Below are 17,462 nucleotides of genomic sequence, written 5' to 3' on the forward strand. Positions count from 1 at the left end.
GGTCTTGTAACCGGTTTCATATGGCCTGTATAGCCTGCACCACGTTGCCGAATCCGGCACAGCCGTTTTACTGCCCGCGCCGCACCGCGGCCGGGCGCAGGGAGAGAAACATGACCAGATCCGCCAGAGTCCTGCTCGCCGGCGCTGCCGCGCTCGCCTTCGCGAGCGGCACCGCCCATGCTTCCGCCGCCGCCGCGCAGACCAGCCCGCAGACGCAGGTCCCGGTTGCCCCGGCGGAGCCCGACTGGGCCCGCCCCGACGCGCAGATGGACGCCTTCATCGACGACCTGTTGGCGCGCATGACGCTGCAGGAGAAGATCGGCCAGCTCACCCTGCTCACCAGCGACTGGGAATCGACCGGCCCGACGATGCGCGAAGGCTACAAGCAGGATATCGCCGCGGGCCGCGTCGGCGCGATCTTCAACGCCTATACCGCCGCCTACACGCGCGAGCTGCAGGAGATGGCGGTCGAGGGGACGCGGCTGAAGATCCCGCTCCTTTTCGGCTACGACGTGATCCACGGCCATCGCACGATCTTCCCGATCTCGCTCGGCGAAGCGGCGAGCTGGGATCTCGACGCGATCGAGACGTCGGCCCGCGTTTCCGCGCAGGAGGCGACGGCCGAGGGGATCCACTGGACCTTCTCGCCGATGGTCGACGTCTCGCGCGATGCGCGCTGGGGCCGCATGTCCGAAGGCGCGGGCGAGGACGTGTTCCTCGGCAGCGAGATCGCCCGCGCGCGGGTGCGCGGTTACCAGGGCGAAGACCTCGGCGCGGTCGACACGATGCTCGCCACCGCCAAGCACTTCGCCGCCTATGGCGCGGCCCAGGCCGGGCGCGACTATCACACGGTGGACATTTCCGAACGCACGCTGCGCGACGTGTACCTGCCGCCGTTCAAGGCCGCGGTGGACGAGGGCGTGGCGACCTTCATGACCGCGTTCAACGAGTACGACGGCGTGCCCGCCAGCGGCAGCAAGTTCCTGCTGACCGACGTGCTGCGGCACGAATGGGGCTTCGACGGGTTCGTGGTAACCGATTACACGTCGATCAACGAGATGGTGCCCCACGGCTATTCCCGCGACCTCGCGCAGGCGGGGGAGCAGGCGCTGAACGCGGGCGTGGACATGGACATGCAGGGCGCTGTCTTCATGGAGAACCTGGCGCGCTCGGTCGAGGAAGGGCGGGTGGACACCGCGAAGATCGACCGGGCCGTGCGCCGGGTGCTGGAAATGAAATACCGCCTCGGCCTGTTCGACGATCCCTATCGCTATGTCGACGCGGCGCGCGAGAAGGCCACGCTCTACAAGCCCGAGTTCCTCGAGGCCGCGCGCGACGTGGCGCGCAAGTCGATGGTCCTGCTCAAGAACGAGGGCAATGTCCTGCCGCTTGCCGCCGACGCCGGGCGGATCGCCGTGATCGGCCCGCTGGCCGACAGCAAGGCCGACATGATCGGCAGCTGGGCCGCCGGCGGCGACCGCGAGACGCGCCCGGTCACCGTGTTCGAAGGGATCGCGGCGCGCGCGGGCAACGGCGTCAGCGTCGAACACGCGAAGGGCGCGAGCTACGAGTTCGCCGACGCCGGCAAGACCGACGGCTTCGCCGAGGCGCTGGCCCTGGCCGAGCGCTCCGACGTCATTGTCGCGGCGATGGGCGAGAAATGGGACATGACCGGCGAGGCCGCCAGCCGCACCACGCTCGACCTGCCCGGAAACCAGCAGGCCCTGCTCGAGGCGCTGGTGGCGACCGGCAAGCCGGTCGTCCTCGTCCTGCTCAGCGGGCGGCCGAACGCGATTGCCTGGGCGGACGAGAACGTTCCGGCGATCCTCCACGCCTGGTACCCGGGCACGCAGGGCGGCCACGCGGTGGCCGACGTGCTGTTCGGCGACTACAATCCCTCGGGCAAGCTGCCGGTCACCTTCCCGCGCAATGTCGGCCAGGTGCCGATCCATTACGACATGAAGAACACCGGGCGCCCGATCGAACTGGGCGCGCCGGGCGCGAAGTACGTCTCGCGCTATCTCGACACGCCGAACGACCCGCTCTACCGCTTCGGTTACGGCCTCAGCTACACGACTTTCGCCTATTCGCCGGCGACGCTCTCGGCCGCTTCGATGGGGCCGGGCGGATCGATCACCGCCAGCGCGACGATCACCAATACCGGCGACCGCGCGGGCGAGGAAGTCGTCCAGCTCTACGTCCGCGACCTCGTGGGCTCGGTCACCCGCCCGGTGCAGGAACTGAAGGGGTTCGAGAAGATCATGCTCGAACCCGGCGAATCGCGCACGGTCAGCTTCACCCTGACCCCGCGGGACCTGGCGTTCACCCGCGCCGACATGTCGCACGGGTGGGAGCCGGGCGAATTCCAGCTGTGGATCGCCCCGTCCTCGGGCGCGAAGGCGAGCACGCCGGTCACCTTCACGCTGACCGAGTGAGGCGACGGGCCGGCCGCCGGCCGCCTGCGCCGCCCTCGCCGCGCTGCCCGCGAGCGCCCTGCCGGCGGCTGAAACCGCCCGGCGGGGTGCGAGCGGGCCGCCCCCCCCTGCGGGCCGCACCGGGCGCCGGTCAGGGGCAGCCGCCGTCGCGCACCGTGCCTGCCGGCCAGCGCAGCTCGTACGTGACCGCGAAACCATCGTGATCGGACAGCCGCGGCATCGCGTGGCTGCCGTCGAACATCGCCTCCACCCGGATCGGGCGGATCTTGACCAGCCCGCCGTCGGCGAAGAACTGCAGGTCCTGCGTATCGACCCAGGGCTCGTCGCCGTCCCACGACATCCGCACCTCGCAGCCCGAAGCCGGATCGGCGCAGACCCGGTGAACCAGCGTCAGCGGCTGGTAGCGCGAGAAATGGGCCCAGCGATCTTCCGAGTGGCGCATGTTGAAATCGCCCCCGAACACGACCGGGAAGCGATCGTCGTGCGTGCGATCGACGAACTCGGACGCTTCGAGCGCCTGCCGGCCATGGGCGACGAGGCTTCGTTCTTCCGGTACCTTCGCCGCGCGGCGCGAGTTCATGTGCGTGTTGTAGAGATCGACCGGCACGGGGACGCCGGGAATGGCGATCCGGGCCAGCATCACGCCCTTGTTGGCAAGGCAGTCGATCCCGGCGCAGGAACGGCGCCCGAAGGCGCGGTGATCGACATGGGTGACCGGATAGCGCGAGGCGACCGCGATGCCGCTGCCCGTCAGGTGCATCCCGATCTCGCCGCGCCGGATATTGGACTTGCCCGGCAGCGCGCTGCGCGTCGAGCCCTGCGGGCGGGTCGTGCGGCGCGGCCCGCTGACGACGGCCGGGTAGCCGCTGGCGAGCACTGCCCGCTTGGCCGGGCCGCTGAACATTTCCTGGAACAGGACCACGTCGGGCGCCGTCCCCGCCGCGCGCATCCGGGCCAGCGTCTCCCCGATCGCGGCCAGGTCGCCCGCGCGCGAAACCCGCGCCGGCCAGCCCAGCCCCTCGATATTGTAGGTGAGGACGGACAGCTCCATCCGCGCGGTCCGGCCGTCTTCCGACAGCTCGATCGCCGGGCGCGGGCTCGCCTCGCAGCTCGCGATCCGCAGCGGCGGCGCGGTGCCGCAGGCGGCGAGCGCCAGCGCCGATGCCGCCGCCAGCCCGAGGCGCGCCGCGCCGCGGGCCGTGCCGCCCCGCTGCCGTGCCTGGTCGCGATCGCCGGAGATAGGCTTTTACTCCCTGCCGTTGCGCTTGCCGCTGCGGCGCGCAGGAAAACACGAGCGCCCGCCCGTTTCAAGCGTTCGGCCCCTCAGCCCTTCCTCGCCCGCGGCGCCCGCGATAGGATGCGCGACGGGACGGCACCGAAGGCGCCACGGCGCGCGAGCGGGGGACGAATGGCAGCACCGGCGAGCGAGGGGCATGGGGCAGGGCGGCAGGCGCGATGCGCTGGCTGAAACGCATCGCGATCGCCCTGGCGCTGCTGGCGCTCGCGACCTTCCTCGCCTTCCGGTTCAGCCCGTGGCCCTCGGTCGCGGTGATCGCCTATGCCTTCTCCGACGGGGAGCGCGTGTCCGAGGCCGCGCTGGCCCGCCACGTCCCGCCGGGGATCGAGACCCGCCGCGACCTCGCCTACGGTCCGGGGCGCGACGAGCGCTTCGATATCAATCGCAGGGCGCAATCCCCGGGGCCGCAGCCGGCGATCGTGTGGGTCCATGGCGGGGCCTGGATCGCCGGGAGCAAGGACGGGATCGCCAATTACATGAAAGTGCTGGCGGGCTGCGGGTTCACGACCGTGGCGGTGGAATATTCGACCGGGCGCGGATCGCGCTATCCCCGCCCGGTGGAACAGGTGAACCGCGCGCTCGGCCACATTGTCGCCAATGCCGGCGCGCTGGGGATCGATCCGGACGGGATCGTCCTCGCCGGCGATTCGGCCGGGGCGCAGATCGCGGCCCAGGTTGCGCTGCTGACCACCGACGATCGCTATGCCCGGGCGCTGGGCATTGCGCCGCAGGTCGATCGCGGGGCGATCCGGGCGCTGCTGCTGCTCTCGGGCGCCTACGATCTCGGCTCGGTCGATCTCGAAGGCGACTACGGCTGGTTCGTGCGCAGCGTGCTCTGGGCCTATTCGGGCAGCCGCGATTTCCTGGAGGACGAACGCTTCGCCCTCGCCTCGGTCACCGACCATGTCGGCCCGGCCTTTCCGCCGAGCTTCGTCTCCTCGGGCAACGGCGACCCGCTGGAGCCGCAGGCGCGCCGCCTCGCGCAGCGCCTGCGCGGCGAGGGCGTGGCGGTGGAAACGCTGTTCTTTGCCGCCGGCCGCCGGCCCGAACTGCCGCACGAATATCAGTTCAACCTCGACGACCCCGCCGGGGCCGAGGCGCTGGAGCGGATGGCGGCCTTCGCTCACCGCCACGCCGGCAGCCCGCCGCGCGCGTCGCGCAACTGAGCGGGCGCGGCCGCGATCAGCGCCGGGCGAGGCCGATCAGCGCGGTCGAAGGGACCGGCAGGACCGGCCGCCCGGCGGCCATGCGGCGCACCTCGGCGATCACGGCCGCCTGTTCGGCGGCGGACAAGTCCTTCCAGTCGGGCGACATGCCGAACAGCGTGTCCGGCTGGTCGAGGGCCGCGGTTTCCAGCGCGAAATCGTGGGTCACCCTGCGCACCTCCGCGCTGCGGTATCCGGCGGCGCGCAGTTCGCGCACGAAGCCCTCGGGCGTGGAAAGCGCCGCGATCGCCGGGGGCATCGCCATCTCCGCGCGCCCGGGGAACAGCTTGCGCCGCACCTCGCCGAGGAGGAGGAACGTCGCCGCCCCGCGGTCCGCCCACGTGCCCACGACGCCGTGTCCGCCCGGCCGCGTGACGCGCGCCATCTCCGCCAGCCCCTTGCGCCAGTCGGCGAACATGATGACGCCGAAGAGCGAGAAGACCGCATCGTAATGCGCGTCGGGCAGGTCGAGCGCCTGGCCGTCCATCACGCGCGCCTCGACCCCGGGAACGGCGGCGGCGGCGATCCGCGCGACCATTCCCGGCGCGAAGTCGGTCGCGAGCACGCGCGCGCCCTTCCGCGCCGCGACGAAGGCCAGCGCCCCGGTGCCCGCGGCCACGTCGAGCACGGTGGACCGCGGCCCCAGCGGCACCATGGCGGCGGCATCTTCGGCATAGAGCGAGGTGAAACGGTGCGCGGTGCGCTCGTATTGCAACGCGGCATCGTCCCAGTGGGCGGGCTGTTCGAAAGCGGACACGGTGAGGCTCTCCACGAATCATGTAACTTTGTATATTACATGAAGCGCGCCTGTTGCCAATCGCTTCCGCGCGGCCGAAGATGGCCGCCGTGCGCAACGACAGCCGCCTTTCCCGTATGCTCCACGTCCTGCTCCACATGGCACGGCGCGACGAGCCGATGACGTCGGAAGCGATCGCGCGGATGCTGGGCACCAATGCCGTCGTCGTGCGCCGCACGATGGCCGGCCTGCGCGAGGCTGGCTACGTCCGATCGGCCAAGGGCCACGGCGGCGGCTGGTCGATCGCGGTGGACCTGGCGACGATCTCGCTGCTCGATGTCCACCGCGCGGTCGGCGGCCCGCGCGTCTTCGCGATGGGCAACGAGCACCCGCACCCCGATTGCCTGGTGGAGAAAGTCGTCAACGAGACGCTCGACGATGCCATGCGCCAGGCGGAGGCCCTGCTGACCGCGCGGCTGGCGCAAGTCAGCCTGGCCGAACTGGCGCGGCGGTTCGACCGGCGCATGGGCGCCCTGCCCGGCCAGTGCGCCGAGCGCGAACCGACCGGCTAACGGCCCGCCGCGTTCGCGCGGGGGACGTGCCCGGGGCCGGTCGCCGGCCCGGTCGCGGCCCTGTCACCGGGCCTCGACCGGGCGCAGCGACAGGGCGAAGCCGCCCCCGGCCTCCATCGTCAGCGAGAGGCGGTCCCCCGCGCGGACGGTCCGCGTCTCGCGGACCATGGCGAAGCGGTCGCCGTCGATCCCCCCGCCGTCGCCGTCGCGCCAGATCTCCGCGCGGTAGCTGCGTCCGGCGGGCAGGAAGCCGAGGTCGATCGCGATCGTGCGCCGCGCGCTGTCGGTCACCCCGCCGATCCACCAGTCGCGCCCGTCGCGGCGCTGGCGCGCGACGACCGCGTATTCGCCGATCTCGCCGGCGAGGACGCGGGTCCGCTCCCAGTCCACCGGGACCTGTTCGATGAAGGCCAGCGCATCGGGGAACCGGGCGTAGTTCTCCGGCAGGTCGGCCGCCATCTGCAGCGGCGAATAGATCACGACATAGGCGGCGAGCTGCCGCGCCAGCGTATTGGGCAGCGGCCGCCCGTCGCGCCCCTCGAGGCTCACGATGCCGGGCGTCAGGTCGAACGGACCCGACAGCATCCGGGTGAACAGCAGGGTCGGCTCGTGCTCGGGCGGGTTGGGCGGCTCGCCCCAGGCCATGTACTCGCTGCCCCGCGCCCCCTCGCGCGTGACGAGGTTGGGCCAGGTGCGGCGCAGGCCGGTGTCCTTGACCGGTTCGTGCGCGTTGATCGCGATCCGGTGCGCGGCCGCCCGCTCGGCGACCAGCGCGTGGTGGCGCACCATGAACTGCCCGTCGTGGTATTCCCACTGCTCGCTGCCGTCCGCATCCTCGCGCAGGACCATGCCGGCATCGGCGACATAGCCGGTCTTGACCGCGTGGATGCCGTGGCGCGCGTAGTAATCGAGCGCTTCCTCGAGCTGGCGTTCGTAGAGGCCGGCGTTGCCCGCGGTCTCGTGGTGGCCCATGATCTCGACCCCGCGCGCCCGGGCGTAAGCGGCGACCCGTTCGATGTCGAAATCGGGATAGGCCTCGGCGAAGCGGAAATTGCGGCCGCTCTCGCTCCACCACCCCTTGTTCCAGCCTTCGACCAGGACCGATCCGAAGCCGTGTTCGGCCGCGAAGTCGATGTAGCGCAGCGCGTTCTCGGTCGTCGCGCCGTGCTTCGGCCCGTCGTTCCAGCTCCAGGTGTCGAGGTGCATCCCCCACCAGATCCCGATGTACTTGTGCGGGGTGAACCAGCTCATGTCGGCGATCCGGCTCGGCGCGTTGAGGTTGAGGATCAGGTCCGACGCGGCATGGAGCGCGGGCGCGTCTTCCCCGATCAGGATCGTGCGCCAGGGGGTCGCGAATGGCGCTGTGCGCCGCACCTTCCACGGCTGCGACGAAGGGGCAAGCCGGGTGCGGAAGCGCTGCCCTTCGATCCGCTGGAGCCAGAAGGCCGCGTAATCGACCAGCGCCGCCTCGTGGATCGCGACGTGCAACCCGTCGGCGCGGCGGAAGGTGATCGGGCTGTGCGCCGTGCCGACCTCGCGCGCGGGCGTGCGGCGATAGAGGTATTCGTAGCGGTTCCACTCGCCGCCCGGGATCCACCATGCCTCAACCTCGCCCCCCGCGGCGGCGAGGTTGAACTCGGTCAGTTCCTCGTCGATCCTGACATCGGCAAGGCTTTCCTGCCGGGGAAAGACGAAGCGGAAGCCGACGCCCGCGTCGAAGACCCGCGCGACCAGCTCGATCGTGCGGCGATCGCGCACCCGCTCGACCATCGGCACGCGCAGTTCGTTGTAATCGTTGGTGACCAGCCGGCTTTCGCCCCACGGCTGTTCCCAGGTGTCGCTGTGGCTGGCGCGGCTGGCCGCGCCCAGTTCGACGCCGTGCTGCCACTTGCCCGCGCCGCGCAGCATGAAGCCGAACGTGGACGGCGCGATCACCGGCTGCCCGTCGCGCGTCACGCTGTAGGTCGGCACGCCGTCGCGGGTGGTCAGCGCGAAGCAGGTGCGCGCGTCGGGCGAACAGGCGCGGTGCGCGACCGGTTCCTGCGCCCGCGCCGCGGCGAGCGGCAGCGCGAGCCCGAGCGCGAGGCCCAGCGCGAGGCCCAGCGCGAGGCCCAGCGCGAGGATGGCGAGGCGCGCGAACGGATGGCGGGGGCTGTCGTGGTCCATGGTCCTCATCTCTCCCTGCCCGCCGCGCGACCGTTGCGGGTCGCCGCCGGGCCGATTCCGTGGCATGGCTTGTGCGCGAAGAAGAAACCTCGTGCAACCGGTTACATGATCGGTTAAGCCGCCGCAAAACCGCTTGGACCCTGGGGAGTGAGAGAGACATGGCCGTGGTACCCGAAACCGCATCGAGCACCGATCCGAACCCGGTGGAAGACAACGCGCCGCCGGTGGATGCGCCGGGCCTGCAGTACTTCGTCTTCGGCCTGTTCTTCATCTTCGGCGGGATCACCAGCCTCAACGACGTGATCATCCCCAAGCTGAAGGAGCTGTTCACGCTCAACTACACCCAGGCCATGCTGGTCCAGTTCTGCTTCTTCACCGCCTACCTGCTGGTCGGCATTCCCGGGGCCAAGCTGGTCAAGCGGATCGGCTACATGCGCGGCGCCGTCGCGGGCCTGCTGACGATGATGGTCGGCTGCCTGCTGTTCATTCCGGCCAGCCAGACCGCGACATATGCGCTGTTCCTGTTCGCGCTGTTCATCCTGGCGAGCGGGGTGGTGATCGTCCAGGTCGTCGCCAATCCGCTGATCAGCCTGCTCGGCCCGCCGCGCACCGCGCACAGCCGGCTGACTTTCGCCCAGGCCTTCAACTCGCTGGGCACGACCGTCTTCCCGATCGTCGGCTCGATCGTGATCCTCGGCAGCCTGGCCAATGTCACGGCGGACGAGCTTTCGGGCGCCGAACTGCTCGCCTATCGCCAGGCGGAAAGCGAGGCGATCTGGCAGGGTTACCTCGGCGTCGCCGCGCTGATCGCGCTGGTCGCGCTCGCCGTGTGGCTGTTCCGCAACCGGCTGAAGGGGGAAGAACACGCCCCGTCCTCGGGCCTCGGCGGGTTCGACCTGCTCAAGCGGCCGCGCTTCGGCTATGGCGCGCTGTCGATCTTCCTCTACGTCGGCGCCGAAGTCGCGATCGGGTCGATCGTCATCAACTACCTCGCGCAGGAACGCGTGCTCGGCCAGCCGGAAAGCGCGATCGGCTGGATGGTCGGCATCTACTGGTTCGGCGCGATGGTCGGCCGCTTCATCGGTTCGGCCGCGCTGCGCGTGTTCAGCCCGGGCAAGATCCTCGCCTTCAACGCCACCGGCGCGATCCTGCTGATCCTGGTCTCGGCCAATACCGACGGCGCGCTCGCCGGCTACAGCCTGCTCGCCGTGGGCCTGATGAACTCGATCATGTTCCCGACGATCTTCTCGCTCGCCTGCGAGAAGCTGGGCCCGCGCGCGGCCGACGGGTCGGGGATCATCAACGTCGCGATCTTCGGCGGCGCGGTCGTGCCGGTGGCCTTCGGCGCGCTGGCCGACCTAACCGGCAGCCTCGCCATGGCCCTGGCCCTGCCGGCCGCGTGCTACGCGATCATCGCCGGCTTCGGCATTTTCGCCCGCCGCCCGGCCTAGCGCCCGCCCGGCTCGTGCGCCCCGCCCCCGGCTTTGACCGGGGGCGGCGAAGGCGGTACCCCCGGGCTTGCGAAGGGGGATTGTTCTTGCTGACCGACCTGTTCCTGAAAGGCCGCCTGCGGCACGACCTCGACGATGCCGAGAAGCGGGCGCTGGACGAGGCGGTTTCCGGCACGATCGAGGTGCCGGCGCGCACGCGGATCGTCGCGCGCGGCGACCGGCTGGATCGCAGTTACTATGTCGTCGAAGGCGCGGTGCTGCGCCATCTCGACGACCGGCGCGGCGAACGGCAGCTGGTCGGGGTCAACATCGCGGGCGATTTCGTGGACCTGCACGGTTATCCGATGAAGCGGCTCGACCACAGCATCTCGACGCTGACCGCGACGACGCTGGCGACCGTCCCGCACACGGCGATCACCGCGCTGGTGGCCGCCCATCCGCACCTGGCGCGCGCGCTGTGGTTTTCCACGCTGCTCGACGCGGCGATGCACCGCGAATGGATCTTCCGCCTCGGGCGGCTCAATGCCGAAGGGCGGATCGCGCACCTGATCTGCGAGCTGCTCGACCGGTTGCGTTTCGTGGACCTGTTCGACGGCCGGGTGCTGACGGTGCCCCTGCTCCAGCGCGACTATGCCGAGGCATGCGGCATCACCCCGGTCCACGCCAATCGCAGTTTCCGCATCCTCAAGGAACGCGGGCTCCTCTCCCCGCTGGGCGACGGCCAGCTCGACATCCACGACGAGGCGGGCCTGCGCGAAGTGGCGCAGTTCGACGCGTCCTATCTCTACGGCGAAGGGGACCTTGCCCCGGGCGCGCTCGACGACGCGTGATGCGGACCGGGCCGCCCGGCCCCATCCCCCCCGGCCCCGTTGGCCGCCGCCGGGTCCGGCCCGCGCCCCATCGTCCAGTTGCGGGCCAGGCGCACTTTCGGGTTGGGCGCGCACCAGATCTCCCCAGACGCGTCGAGCGCGGTGACCCAGATCAGGTCGTGTTCCGGGCCGTAATCGATCACCGCGAAGGCCAGGCCCGGCCCGCGTTCGATCACGTGGACGGGCAGCGGGGTCTGCAACTGGACGAACACGCGCCCTATCTCCGCGCGCCGCGGGCGGGGCAATACCGGCCGATCACCGCGCCGGCCCCGAAGGCTTCTCGATCCGGTAGTCGATCGGCTTGAACGTCCCCCCGTTGGAGGCATAGGCCGAACAGGCGGTCAGCCCGATCACCAGCGGCATCAGCGCGCGCAGCCGGATGCGGTCGCCCCGCTCGGTCGTCGGCGGCAGGACGGCGATGCGCCCGCTTTCGGGCTCCACCGGCACGTTCATGAACACGTTGAACGCGGTCGGGATCGCCTCTTCGCCGATCCCGTAAGGGGCCAGCGCCTCGGCCAGGTTGCCGAAGCACCCGCGATGTTCGGGCTTGTCGGGATAGAAATGCCGGAAAGTATCGACCGAACAGGGGGTGAGGAGGAAATCGTGCCGCCCGGCGGTGTCCTCGACGATCTCCAGCATCCTGCGCGACCGATTGGACCACAGGACATTGCCGGTCGTCAGGCTGATCGTTTCCTCGTAATCGAAGGTGCGGCCGTTCGAGATCGCCTCGCGCACGTCGTCGCGGGCATAGGCGAGCAGGTCGCTGACCTGGCCGCCATCGGGGTCGATCACGACCAGTTCGTCCCCCTGGTCGAGGACGAAGGCCGTGCCGCTGCGGGGCGCGATACGCTCCGTCATGCCGAGCGCGGATCGCGGAACGGGCACTGCCAGTCCTCGTCCACCTGGCGGCCCGAATACTGGCGCGCCTCGCTGCCTTCGCCGTGCCGCGCGAGCATCGGGTTGATCGACCCGGCCAGTTCCTCGTCGCGGGCGAGGATCCGCTCGCGCATCCGTTCATAGCGGTTGGCGGCACGCAACTGCTCGAACTGGTCGTGGAGGTTGAACACCAGCGTCGGGTGCGGGGTACGGCGCGCGGGCCGCGAGGCATTGGGATGCATCCCGACCACGAAATAGGCCTGCTTGCCGAACGAGAGCGAGAAGTGCGGATCGTCGGGATCGCTGCTGACGCTGTCGTCGTAAGGGTGCCCGATCCAGCCGTCCTTGTCGGAAAGCGACTGGAGCCGTTCCCACATCGCCCGCTCGAACGCCCGTTCGCTGAGGTCGCCGGGTTCGGAAAAGACGACCGCGAAACTGCGCAGCCCCTGCGGATCGCGGCTGTAGTCGGCGCTCCATTCCAGCAGCCTGCGGTGAATGCGCAAGTCGTCCCAGGCGCTGACGAGCGACCAGGCCGGCTCGATCTGCAAGGTTCCCTTGGCCAGCGCCGACTTCGCGCCGACGCAGGGGAAGTCCGATGCCGCGACATGTTCGCGGAGCGAATCTTCGAGGCGCGCGGCGTCCAGGGGGATGAGGGGTCGATCGAAATCGAGGGTCAGGGACATGCCCTAACTACTCGCAGGAAGCGCGCCGGGTTCCGCCGGCCGATTTTTATCAGTCGCGCGAACCCCTGCCGCGCGCGCGCATTCCCAGCCAGCGGCCCATGGCGAGGCAGGCCAGGCCCAGGCCGAAGAGCGACAGGCCGGAAGGTTCGGGCAACGCAACGGCCTCCGCCGCGGCGGCCGGTGTGGCGAGGAACAGCAGGAAGGCGGCGGGAAGGCGCATCGATCCTGCCCCTTGCCCGCCCCGCGCCGGCTGGCAAGCGCGCGATCGGCTGCGTCCCGAAGTGGAACTGGCCGGTTTGGAACTGGCCGAATCGGAACCGGCCCGTCCGGGGCTGGCTCCTACCGCGGCCGGCGCCAGCCTTCGCCGGACTGCCCGCGGGCGGGAATCCCCGCGGCGCGCAAGGCGGCCTGGGCTTCCGCGATCGAGTGCGTGCCGAAATGGAAGATAGAGGCCGCCAGGACCGCGCTGGCATGGCCCTGCCTCACCCCTTCGACCAGGTGGTCGAGCGTGCCGACCCCGCCGCTGGCGACGACCGGCACGCTGACCGAATCGGCGATCGCGCGGGTCAGCGCGAGGTCGTATCCGGCCTGCGTCCCGTCGCCGTCCATCGAGGTGACGAGCAGCTCGCCAGCGCCCAGTTCGGCCAGGCGGCGGGCATGGGCGACGGCATCGATCCCGGTCGCCCGACGGCCGCCGTGGGTGAAGACTTCCCAGCCGGATTCGGTCGCCCCCTCGCCCACGCGGCGCGCATCGACCGAGGCGACGCAGCACTGGCTGCCGAACCGCGCGGCGATTTCCCCGACCAGCTCGGGCCGGGCGACCGCGGCCGAGTTGACCGCGACCTTGTCCGCGCCCGCGAGCAGGAGCGCGCGGGCATCCTCCACCGTGCGGACCCCGCCGCCGACGGTGAAGGGCATGAAGCACACCTGCGCCGTGCGGCGCACGATGTCGAGCAGGGTCCCGCGCCCTTCGTGGCTGGCCGAGATGTCGAGGAAGCACAGCTCGTCCGCGCCCGCCGCGTCGTAGGCCTGGGCCTGCTCGACCGGGTCGCCGGCATCCTTCAGGTCGACGAAGTTCACGCCCTTGACCACGCGGCCGTCGGCCACGTCGAGGCAGGGGATCACGCGTACGCGAACGGTCATGCGCGGTTCGCCATCGCGATCGCGGCGGCGAGGTCCAGCCGCCCGTCGTAAAGCGCGCGGCCGGTGATCACGCCCTCGATCCCCTCATGCGCGTGGAGCGCGAGGAGGTGGATATCGTCGAGCCCCTTGACCCCGCCGCTGGCGATCACCGGGATATCGACCCGGCGCGCCAGATCGACCGTGGCATCGATGTTGCAGCCTTTCAGCAGCCCGTCGCGCCCGATGTCGGTGAACAGCAGGCTCGCGACCCCGGCATCCTCGAACCGGCGGGCGAGATCGACCATCGGCACGTCCGACACCGCGGCCCAGCCCTCGGTCGCGACCATGCCGTCGCGCGCGTCGACCGCGACCACGATCCCGCCGGGAAATTCGGCCGCCATGTCCTTCACGAACTGCGGGTCTTTCAGCGCGGCCGTGCCCATGACGATGCGCGCCACGCCCAGATCGAACCAGCCCGCGACCGCCTCGCGCGTGCGGATGCCGCCGCCGAGCTGGACGTACCCGGGAAAGGCGGCGACGATCGCTTCCACCGCCTCGCGGTTTTCGGCCCGGCCGGCGAACGACCCGTCGAGGTCGACGACGTGGAGATGCTGCGCCCCCGCCTCGGCGAACAGCATGGCCTGCGCGGCCGGATCGTCGCCGTAGACGGTGGCGCGGTCCATGTCGCCTTCGGCCAGGCGCACGACCTGGCCGGCCTTGAGGTCGATTGCGGGAAATACGATCACGGGCGCCACTCCAGGAAACGGGTCAGCAGGGCCAGCCCGTAGGCCTGGCTCTTTTCGGGATGGAACTGCACGCCCAGCAGGTTGTCGCGCGCGACCGCGGCGACGATCCCGCCGCCGTGGTCGGTCATCGCGGCAATCGCCTGCGGATCGTCGGCGGCGAAGTGATAGGAATGGAGGAAATAGGCCTCGCCCGCCTCGATCACCGGGCCTGCATGGGCCGTGGGGGCGACGTCGTTCCAGCCCATGTGCGGGACCTTGATCGCCGGGTCGGTCTGCTCGATCGCGCGCACTTCGCCCGCGATCCAGCCCAGTCCCACGGTCGTGCCGTGTTCCAGCCCGCGATCGGCCAGCAGCTGCATCCCGACGCAGACCCCCAGGAACGGCACGCCTCCCGCCCGGACGCGCTCTTCCAGCGCATCGACCAGGCCGGGAATCGCGCGCAGCCCGCCAGCGCAGGCGGCGAACGAGCCGACGCCGGGCAGGACCACCCGGTCCGCCGCGCGCACCGCGTCCGGCTCCGCCGTCACCCGGACCCGCGCGCCGACGGTGCGCAGCGCGTTTTCGACCGAGTGCAGGTTGCCGGCGCCGTAATCGATCAGCGCGACCGATTCAGCCACCGAGAATGCCCTTGGTGCTGGGGACCGCCCCGCCCTTGCGCGGATCGACCTCGACCGCGGCGCGCATGGCCCGGGCGAAGCCCTTGTAGATCGCCTCGCAGATATGGTGGTTGTTCTGGCCGTAGAGCAGCTCGACATGCAGGGTGAGGCCCGCCGCCTGGGCGACCGACTGGAACCAGTGTTCGATCAGCTCGGTATCCCATTCGCCCAGCCGCTGCTGGGTGAAACCGGCCCGCCAGGCGAGGTAGGGCCGCCCGGAAATGTCGAGCGCGACCCGCGCCAGCGTCTCGTCCATCGGCGAATAGGCATGGCCGTATCGCGCGATCCCCGCCTTGTCGCCCAGCGCCTGGGCGAGCGCCTGGCCCAGCGCGATCGCGCTGTCCTCGGTCGTGTGGTGCTGGTCCACGTGCAGGTCGCCGGCGACCTTCATCGTCACGTCGATCAGCGAATGCTTGGCGAACTGTTCGACCATGTGATCGAGGAACCCGATCCCCGTGGACACCGCATAGGTGCCCGTCCCGTCGAGGTTCACCTCGATCTCGATGGCGGTTTCCGCCGTCTTCCGCTCGATCCTGCCAGTACGCATGCCAGCGGCGCTATACGCAAGGCTGGGCACGGCGCAAGCATTGGCGCTTGACCGGCGGGCCGAGGGCCGCCACCAAGCGGGCAAGATGAGCGACGAAACACCCGACAGCCTGATCCCTTACGACGAGATCGTCCAGGAGGCGCTGCGTGCCGTGGTCGGCCGCGTGCTGGGCGAGATCCAGGCCGGCGGCGGCGAGCTGCCCGGCAACCACCATTTCTACATCACGTTCAAGACCCATGCGCCCGGCGTGACGATCCCGGCCCACTTGCGCGAACGGTTCCCCGACGAGATGACGATCGTCCTGCAGAACAAGTTCTGGGATCTCGCGGTGGACGAGGCCGGCTTTACCGTCGGGCTCAGCTTCAACCAGGTCCCGGCCAAGCTCGACATTCCCTTCTCCGCGATCACGGCCTTCGTCGATCCGGCGGTCGATTTCGGCCTCCAGTTCCAGGCCAGCGTGGCCGACATGGCGCCCGAGGCGCACGACGATGCCGAGAACGACGGCCCGGAACAGCGCGACGAGCCGGCCGTTACCGGTAGCGAGGACGGCTCCAACGTCGTCACGGTCGATTTCGGCCGCAAGAAGTAAGGCGACCGGGCCACCTTCCACCCGGCCGCGGTGAAAGGGCGCAAGGACATGGCAAGAACCAACGGATCTGGTACGAAAGCGTCGGGCGGGAAGCACGCGACCGACCGGCTGGGCGCGGCGATCGACGCGGCCGGCGACCGGATGAATCCCGGCAACCGCGAAGTGGCCGGCCCCAGCCCCAACCCCGCGACCAACCTCCTCATCCACGATGTCCTGCTGCGCAGCGGCGGCCGCCTCCTGCGGCTCGGGCTGGAGAAGGGCCTGCTCAGCAACCGTTACGGCGGATCGCAGGCCAAGCAGATGGTCGAAAACCGCACGATGGTGCAGACCCTGGCGACATTCGCGATCGCGCGGCTCGCGACCCGTTCGATCCCCGGGGCCATCGTCGTCGGCGGGGGCCTCGTCGCCAAGACCCTGCTCGATCGGCGCCAGTCGCGCCACGGCGCACGGCGCAAGGGCGACCGGGCGCTGCGCGAACAGGCGAAAGAGGACTGATCTCCCCCCGCGGGCTTGATTTCGCGCCATCGCTCGGCGCATGAGCGCGCATGGCCGATCACGACACGCTCCACCGCCGCGGACTCATGTTCATCCTCTCCTCTCCCTCGGGCGCGGGGAAGACGACGATATCGCGCATGCTGCTGGAAGCCGACGACGAGATCCGCCTCTCGGTCTCCGCCACCACGCGGCCGATGCGCCCGGGGGAGATCGACGGGGTCCATTACCACTTCGTGTCCGATGCCGCGTTCGATCGCATGATCGAGGAAGACGACTTCTACGAGTGGGCGCATGTCTTCGATCACCGCTACGGCACGCCCAAGGGCCATATCCGCGCCGGGCTGAAGGAAGGGCAGGATTTCCTGTTCGACATCGACTGGCAGGGCACGCAGCAACTTTACCAGAAGGACCAGCAGGACGTCGTGCGCGTCTTCATCCTGCCGCCCAGCCTCGACGAGCTGCACCGCCGGCTCAAGGCCCGCGCGACCGACAGCGACGAAGTGATCGACGGGCGGATGGAACGCGCCCGGGCGGAAATCAGCCACTGGGACGGCTATGACTACGTCGTGGTCAACGACGACGTGGACCAGTGCTTTGCCAAGGTGCGCGAGATCCTCCACGCCGAGCGCATGAAACGCGCCCGCCAGACCGGGCTGATCGGCTTCGTCCGCGAACTGATGAACTAGCGCGCGGATCGCGGCGGCGACCCGCCTCTGGCACATTTTCCTTGACATTTATAACCGTTTTGGTTATGTGGTGAGGGCCAGTCCAGGCTGGCTACAGCGACGGGGGCAAAGCGTGTACGCGTCACGTCTGGCCGCTTCGTCCATACGGCCGGTGCCTCGGGGGGCTAGTGACCGCTCGATAAAGCACCCCTGTGCCGGAATGCGAGGACTATTCGTAACGGGGCATGTCCCTTGCCCGGCCCGCGGCGGACCTCAACGCCGCGAGCCTTTCCAGGGGACGCTCCCGGGATAGCCTCTGGCGGACAGGGCAAGCGCGAGCCCTGGCCCTGTC

Annotated in this window: 19 protein-coding genes; 8 read left to right on the forward strand and 11 right to left on the reverse strand. The window is 70.2% G+C overall.

What is annotated here, in order from left to right:
• The first annotated feature begins 110 nt into the window (after positions 1-110).
• Positions 111-2,435 carry a beta-glucosidase BglX gene (bglX, locus tag T8T98_RS11640; protein ID WP_251105069.1) on the forward strand — a complete coding sequence of 775 codons (2,325 nt, stop codon included), beginning with the start codon at positions 111-113 and terminating at the stop codon, positions 2,433-2,435.
• Between the two features lie 130 nt (positions 2,436-2,565).
• Here bglX and T8T98_RS11645 read toward each other — a convergent pair whose 3' ends face one another.
• Positions 2,566-3,486 (reverse strand): endonuclease/exonuclease/phosphatase family protein, encoded by a 921-nt coding sequence (locus T8T98_RS11645; protein ID WP_251105068.1) that lies wholly within the window; start codon positions 3,484-3,486, stop codon positions 2,566-2,568.
• 404 nt (positions 3,487-3,890) lie between these two features.
• Here T8T98_RS11645 and T8T98_RS11650 point away from each other — a divergent pair, with 404 nt between their 5' ends.
• Positions 3,891-4,898, forward strand: coding sequence for an alpha/beta hydrolase (locus T8T98_RS11650; RefSeq protein WP_322295675.1), 1,008 nt, complete (start codon positions 3,891-3,893; stop codon positions 4,896-4,898).
• Between the two features lie 16 nt (positions 4,899-4,914).
• Here T8T98_RS11650 and T8T98_RS11655 read toward each other — a convergent pair whose 3' ends face one another.
• Positions 4,915-5,709: a class I SAM-dependent methyltransferase gene (locus T8T98_RS11655; RefSeq protein ID WP_251105066.1), complete on the reverse strand. Its 795-nt coding sequence runs from the start codon at positions 5,707-5,709 to the stop codon at positions 4,915-4,917.
• 74 nt (positions 5,710-5,783) lie between these two features.
• Between T8T98_RS11655 and T8T98_RS11660 the strand changes: the two genes are divergently transcribed.
• Positions 5,784-6,245 carry an Rrf2 family transcriptional regulator gene (locus T8T98_RS11660; protein ID WP_251105950.1) on the forward strand — a complete coding sequence of 154 codons (462 nt, stop codon included), beginning with the start codon at positions 5,784-5,786 and terminating at the stop codon, positions 6,243-6,245.
• 63 nt (positions 6,246-6,308) lie between these two features.
• Here T8T98_RS11660 and T8T98_RS11665 read toward each other — a convergent pair whose 3' ends face one another.
• Complete coding sequence (locus T8T98_RS11665; protein ID WP_322295676.1) at positions 6,309-8,420, reverse strand: glycoside hydrolase family 97 protein; 2,112 nt, start codon at positions 8,418-8,420, stop codon at positions 6,309-6,311.
• 149 nt (positions 8,421-8,569) lie between these two features.
• Here T8T98_RS11665 and T8T98_RS11670 point away from each other — a divergent pair, with 149 nt between their 5' ends.
• On the forward strand, positions 8,570-9,862 hold the full coding sequence (locus tag T8T98_RS11670) for a sugar MFS transporter (RefSeq protein ID WP_160733954.1): 1,293 nt from the start codon (positions 8,570-8,572) through the stop codon (positions 9,860-9,862).
• An 86-nt stretch (positions 9,863-9,948) separates the two neighbouring features.
• On the forward strand, positions 9,949-10,692 hold the full coding sequence (locus tag T8T98_RS11675; RefSeq protein WP_251105064.1) for a Crp/Fnr family transcriptional regulator: 744 nt from the start codon (positions 9,949-9,951) through the stop codon (positions 10,690-10,692).
• Here the strand turns inward: T8T98_RS11675 and T8T98_RS11680 are convergent.
• The 8 genes from T8T98_RS11680 to hisB all read right to left on the reverse strand — a co-directional run bounded on the left by T8T98_RS11680 (position 10,647) and on the right by hisB (position 15,361).
• Entirely contained in the window at positions 10,647-10,943 is a 297-nt protein-coding gene (locus tag T8T98_RS11680; protein ID WP_251105063.1) for a hypothetical protein, read from the reverse strand. The two genes, T8T98_RS11675 and T8T98_RS11680, sit on opposite strands and share 46 nt — an antisense overlap.
• A gap of 43 nt (positions 10,944-10,986) precedes the next feature.
• The gene (locus T8T98_RS11685; protein ID WP_251105062.1) at positions 10,987-11,589 is read right to left on the reverse strand and encodes a DUF1989 domain-containing protein; all 603 of its coding nucleotides are present in this window, start codon (positions 11,587-11,589) and stop codon (positions 10,987-10,989) included.
• Positions 11,586-12,290: a guanitoxin biosynthesis heme-dependent pre-guanitoxin N-hydroxylase GntA gene (gene gntA / locus T8T98_RS11690; protein WP_251105061.1), complete on the reverse strand. Its 705-nt coding sequence runs from the start codon at positions 12,288-12,290 to the stop codon at positions 11,586-11,588. The genes T8T98_RS11685 and gntA overlap by 4 nt, the downstream gene beginning before the upstream one ends.
• 49 nt (positions 12,291-12,339) lie before the next feature.
• Positions 12,340-12,510, reverse strand: a complete 171-nt coding sequence (locus T8T98_RS11695; RefSeq protein WP_251105060.1) for a PEP-CTERM sorting domain-containing protein — start codon at positions 12,508-12,510, stop codon at positions 12,340-12,342.
• Between the two features lie 119 nt (positions 12,511-12,629).
• Positions 12,630-13,433: an imidazole glycerol phosphate synthase subunit HisF gene (gene hisF / locus T8T98_RS11700; RefSeq protein ID WP_160733959.1), complete on the reverse strand. Its 804-nt coding sequence runs from the start codon at positions 13,431-13,433 to the stop codon at positions 12,630-12,632.
• Positions 13,430-14,158 carry a 1-(5-phosphoribosyl)-5-[(5-phosphoribosylamino)methylideneamino]imidazole-4-carboxamide isomerase gene (gene hisA, locus T8T98_RS11705; RefSeq protein WP_160733960.1) on the reverse strand — a complete coding sequence of 243 codons (729 nt, stop codon included), beginning with the start codon at positions 14,156-14,158 and terminating at the stop codon, positions 13,430-13,432. The genes hisF and hisA overlap by 4 nt, the downstream gene beginning before the upstream one ends.
• The gene (gene hisH, locus T8T98_RS11710; RefSeq protein WP_251105059.1) at positions 14,155-14,775 is read right to left on the reverse strand and encodes an imidazole glycerol phosphate synthase subunit HisH; all 621 of its coding nucleotides are present in this window, start codon (positions 14,773-14,775) and stop codon (positions 14,155-14,157) included. Before hisH ends, hisA begins: the two co-directional genes overlap by 4 nt.
• The gene (gene hisB, locus T8T98_RS11715; RefSeq protein WP_251105058.1) at positions 14,768-15,361 is read right to left on the reverse strand and encodes an imidazoleglycerol-phosphate dehydratase HisB; all 594 of its coding nucleotides are present in this window, start codon (positions 15,359-15,361) and stop codon (positions 14,768-14,770) included. The genes hisH and hisB overlap by 8 nt, the downstream gene beginning before the upstream one ends.
• Positions 15,362-15,446: 85 nt before the next feature.
• Between hisB and T8T98_RS11720 the strand changes: the two genes are divergently transcribed.
• Genes T8T98_RS11720 through gmk form a run of 3 tightly spaced genes read left to right on the forward strand, consistent with a single transcriptional unit; the run spans position 15,447 to position 17,131 of the window.
• Positions 15,447-15,950, forward strand: a complete 504-nt coding sequence (locus T8T98_RS11720) for an SspB family protein (protein WP_251105057.1) — start codon at positions 15,447-15,449, stop codon at positions 15,948-15,950.
• Positions 15,951-15,998: 48 nt separating this feature from the next.
• Positions 15,999-16,445 (forward strand): hypothetical protein, encoded by a 447-nt coding sequence (locus T8T98_RS11725; protein WP_251105056.1) that lies wholly within the window; start codon positions 15,999-16,001, stop codon positions 16,443-16,445.
• 50 nt (positions 16,446-16,495) lie between these two features.
• Complete coding sequence (gene gmk, locus T8T98_RS11730; RefSeq protein ID WP_160733965.1) at positions 16,496-17,131, forward strand: guanylate kinase; 636 nt, start codon at positions 16,496-16,498, stop codon at positions 17,129-17,131.
• Positions 17,132-17,462: the final 331 nt, after the last annotated feature.

This window comes from Pelagerythrobacter marinus, from assembly GCF_034375205.1.
GTDB classification, from domain to species: Bacteria; Pseudomonadota; Alphaproteobacteria; order Sphingomonadales; family Sphingomonadaceae; genus Pelagerythrobacter; species Pelagerythrobacter marinus.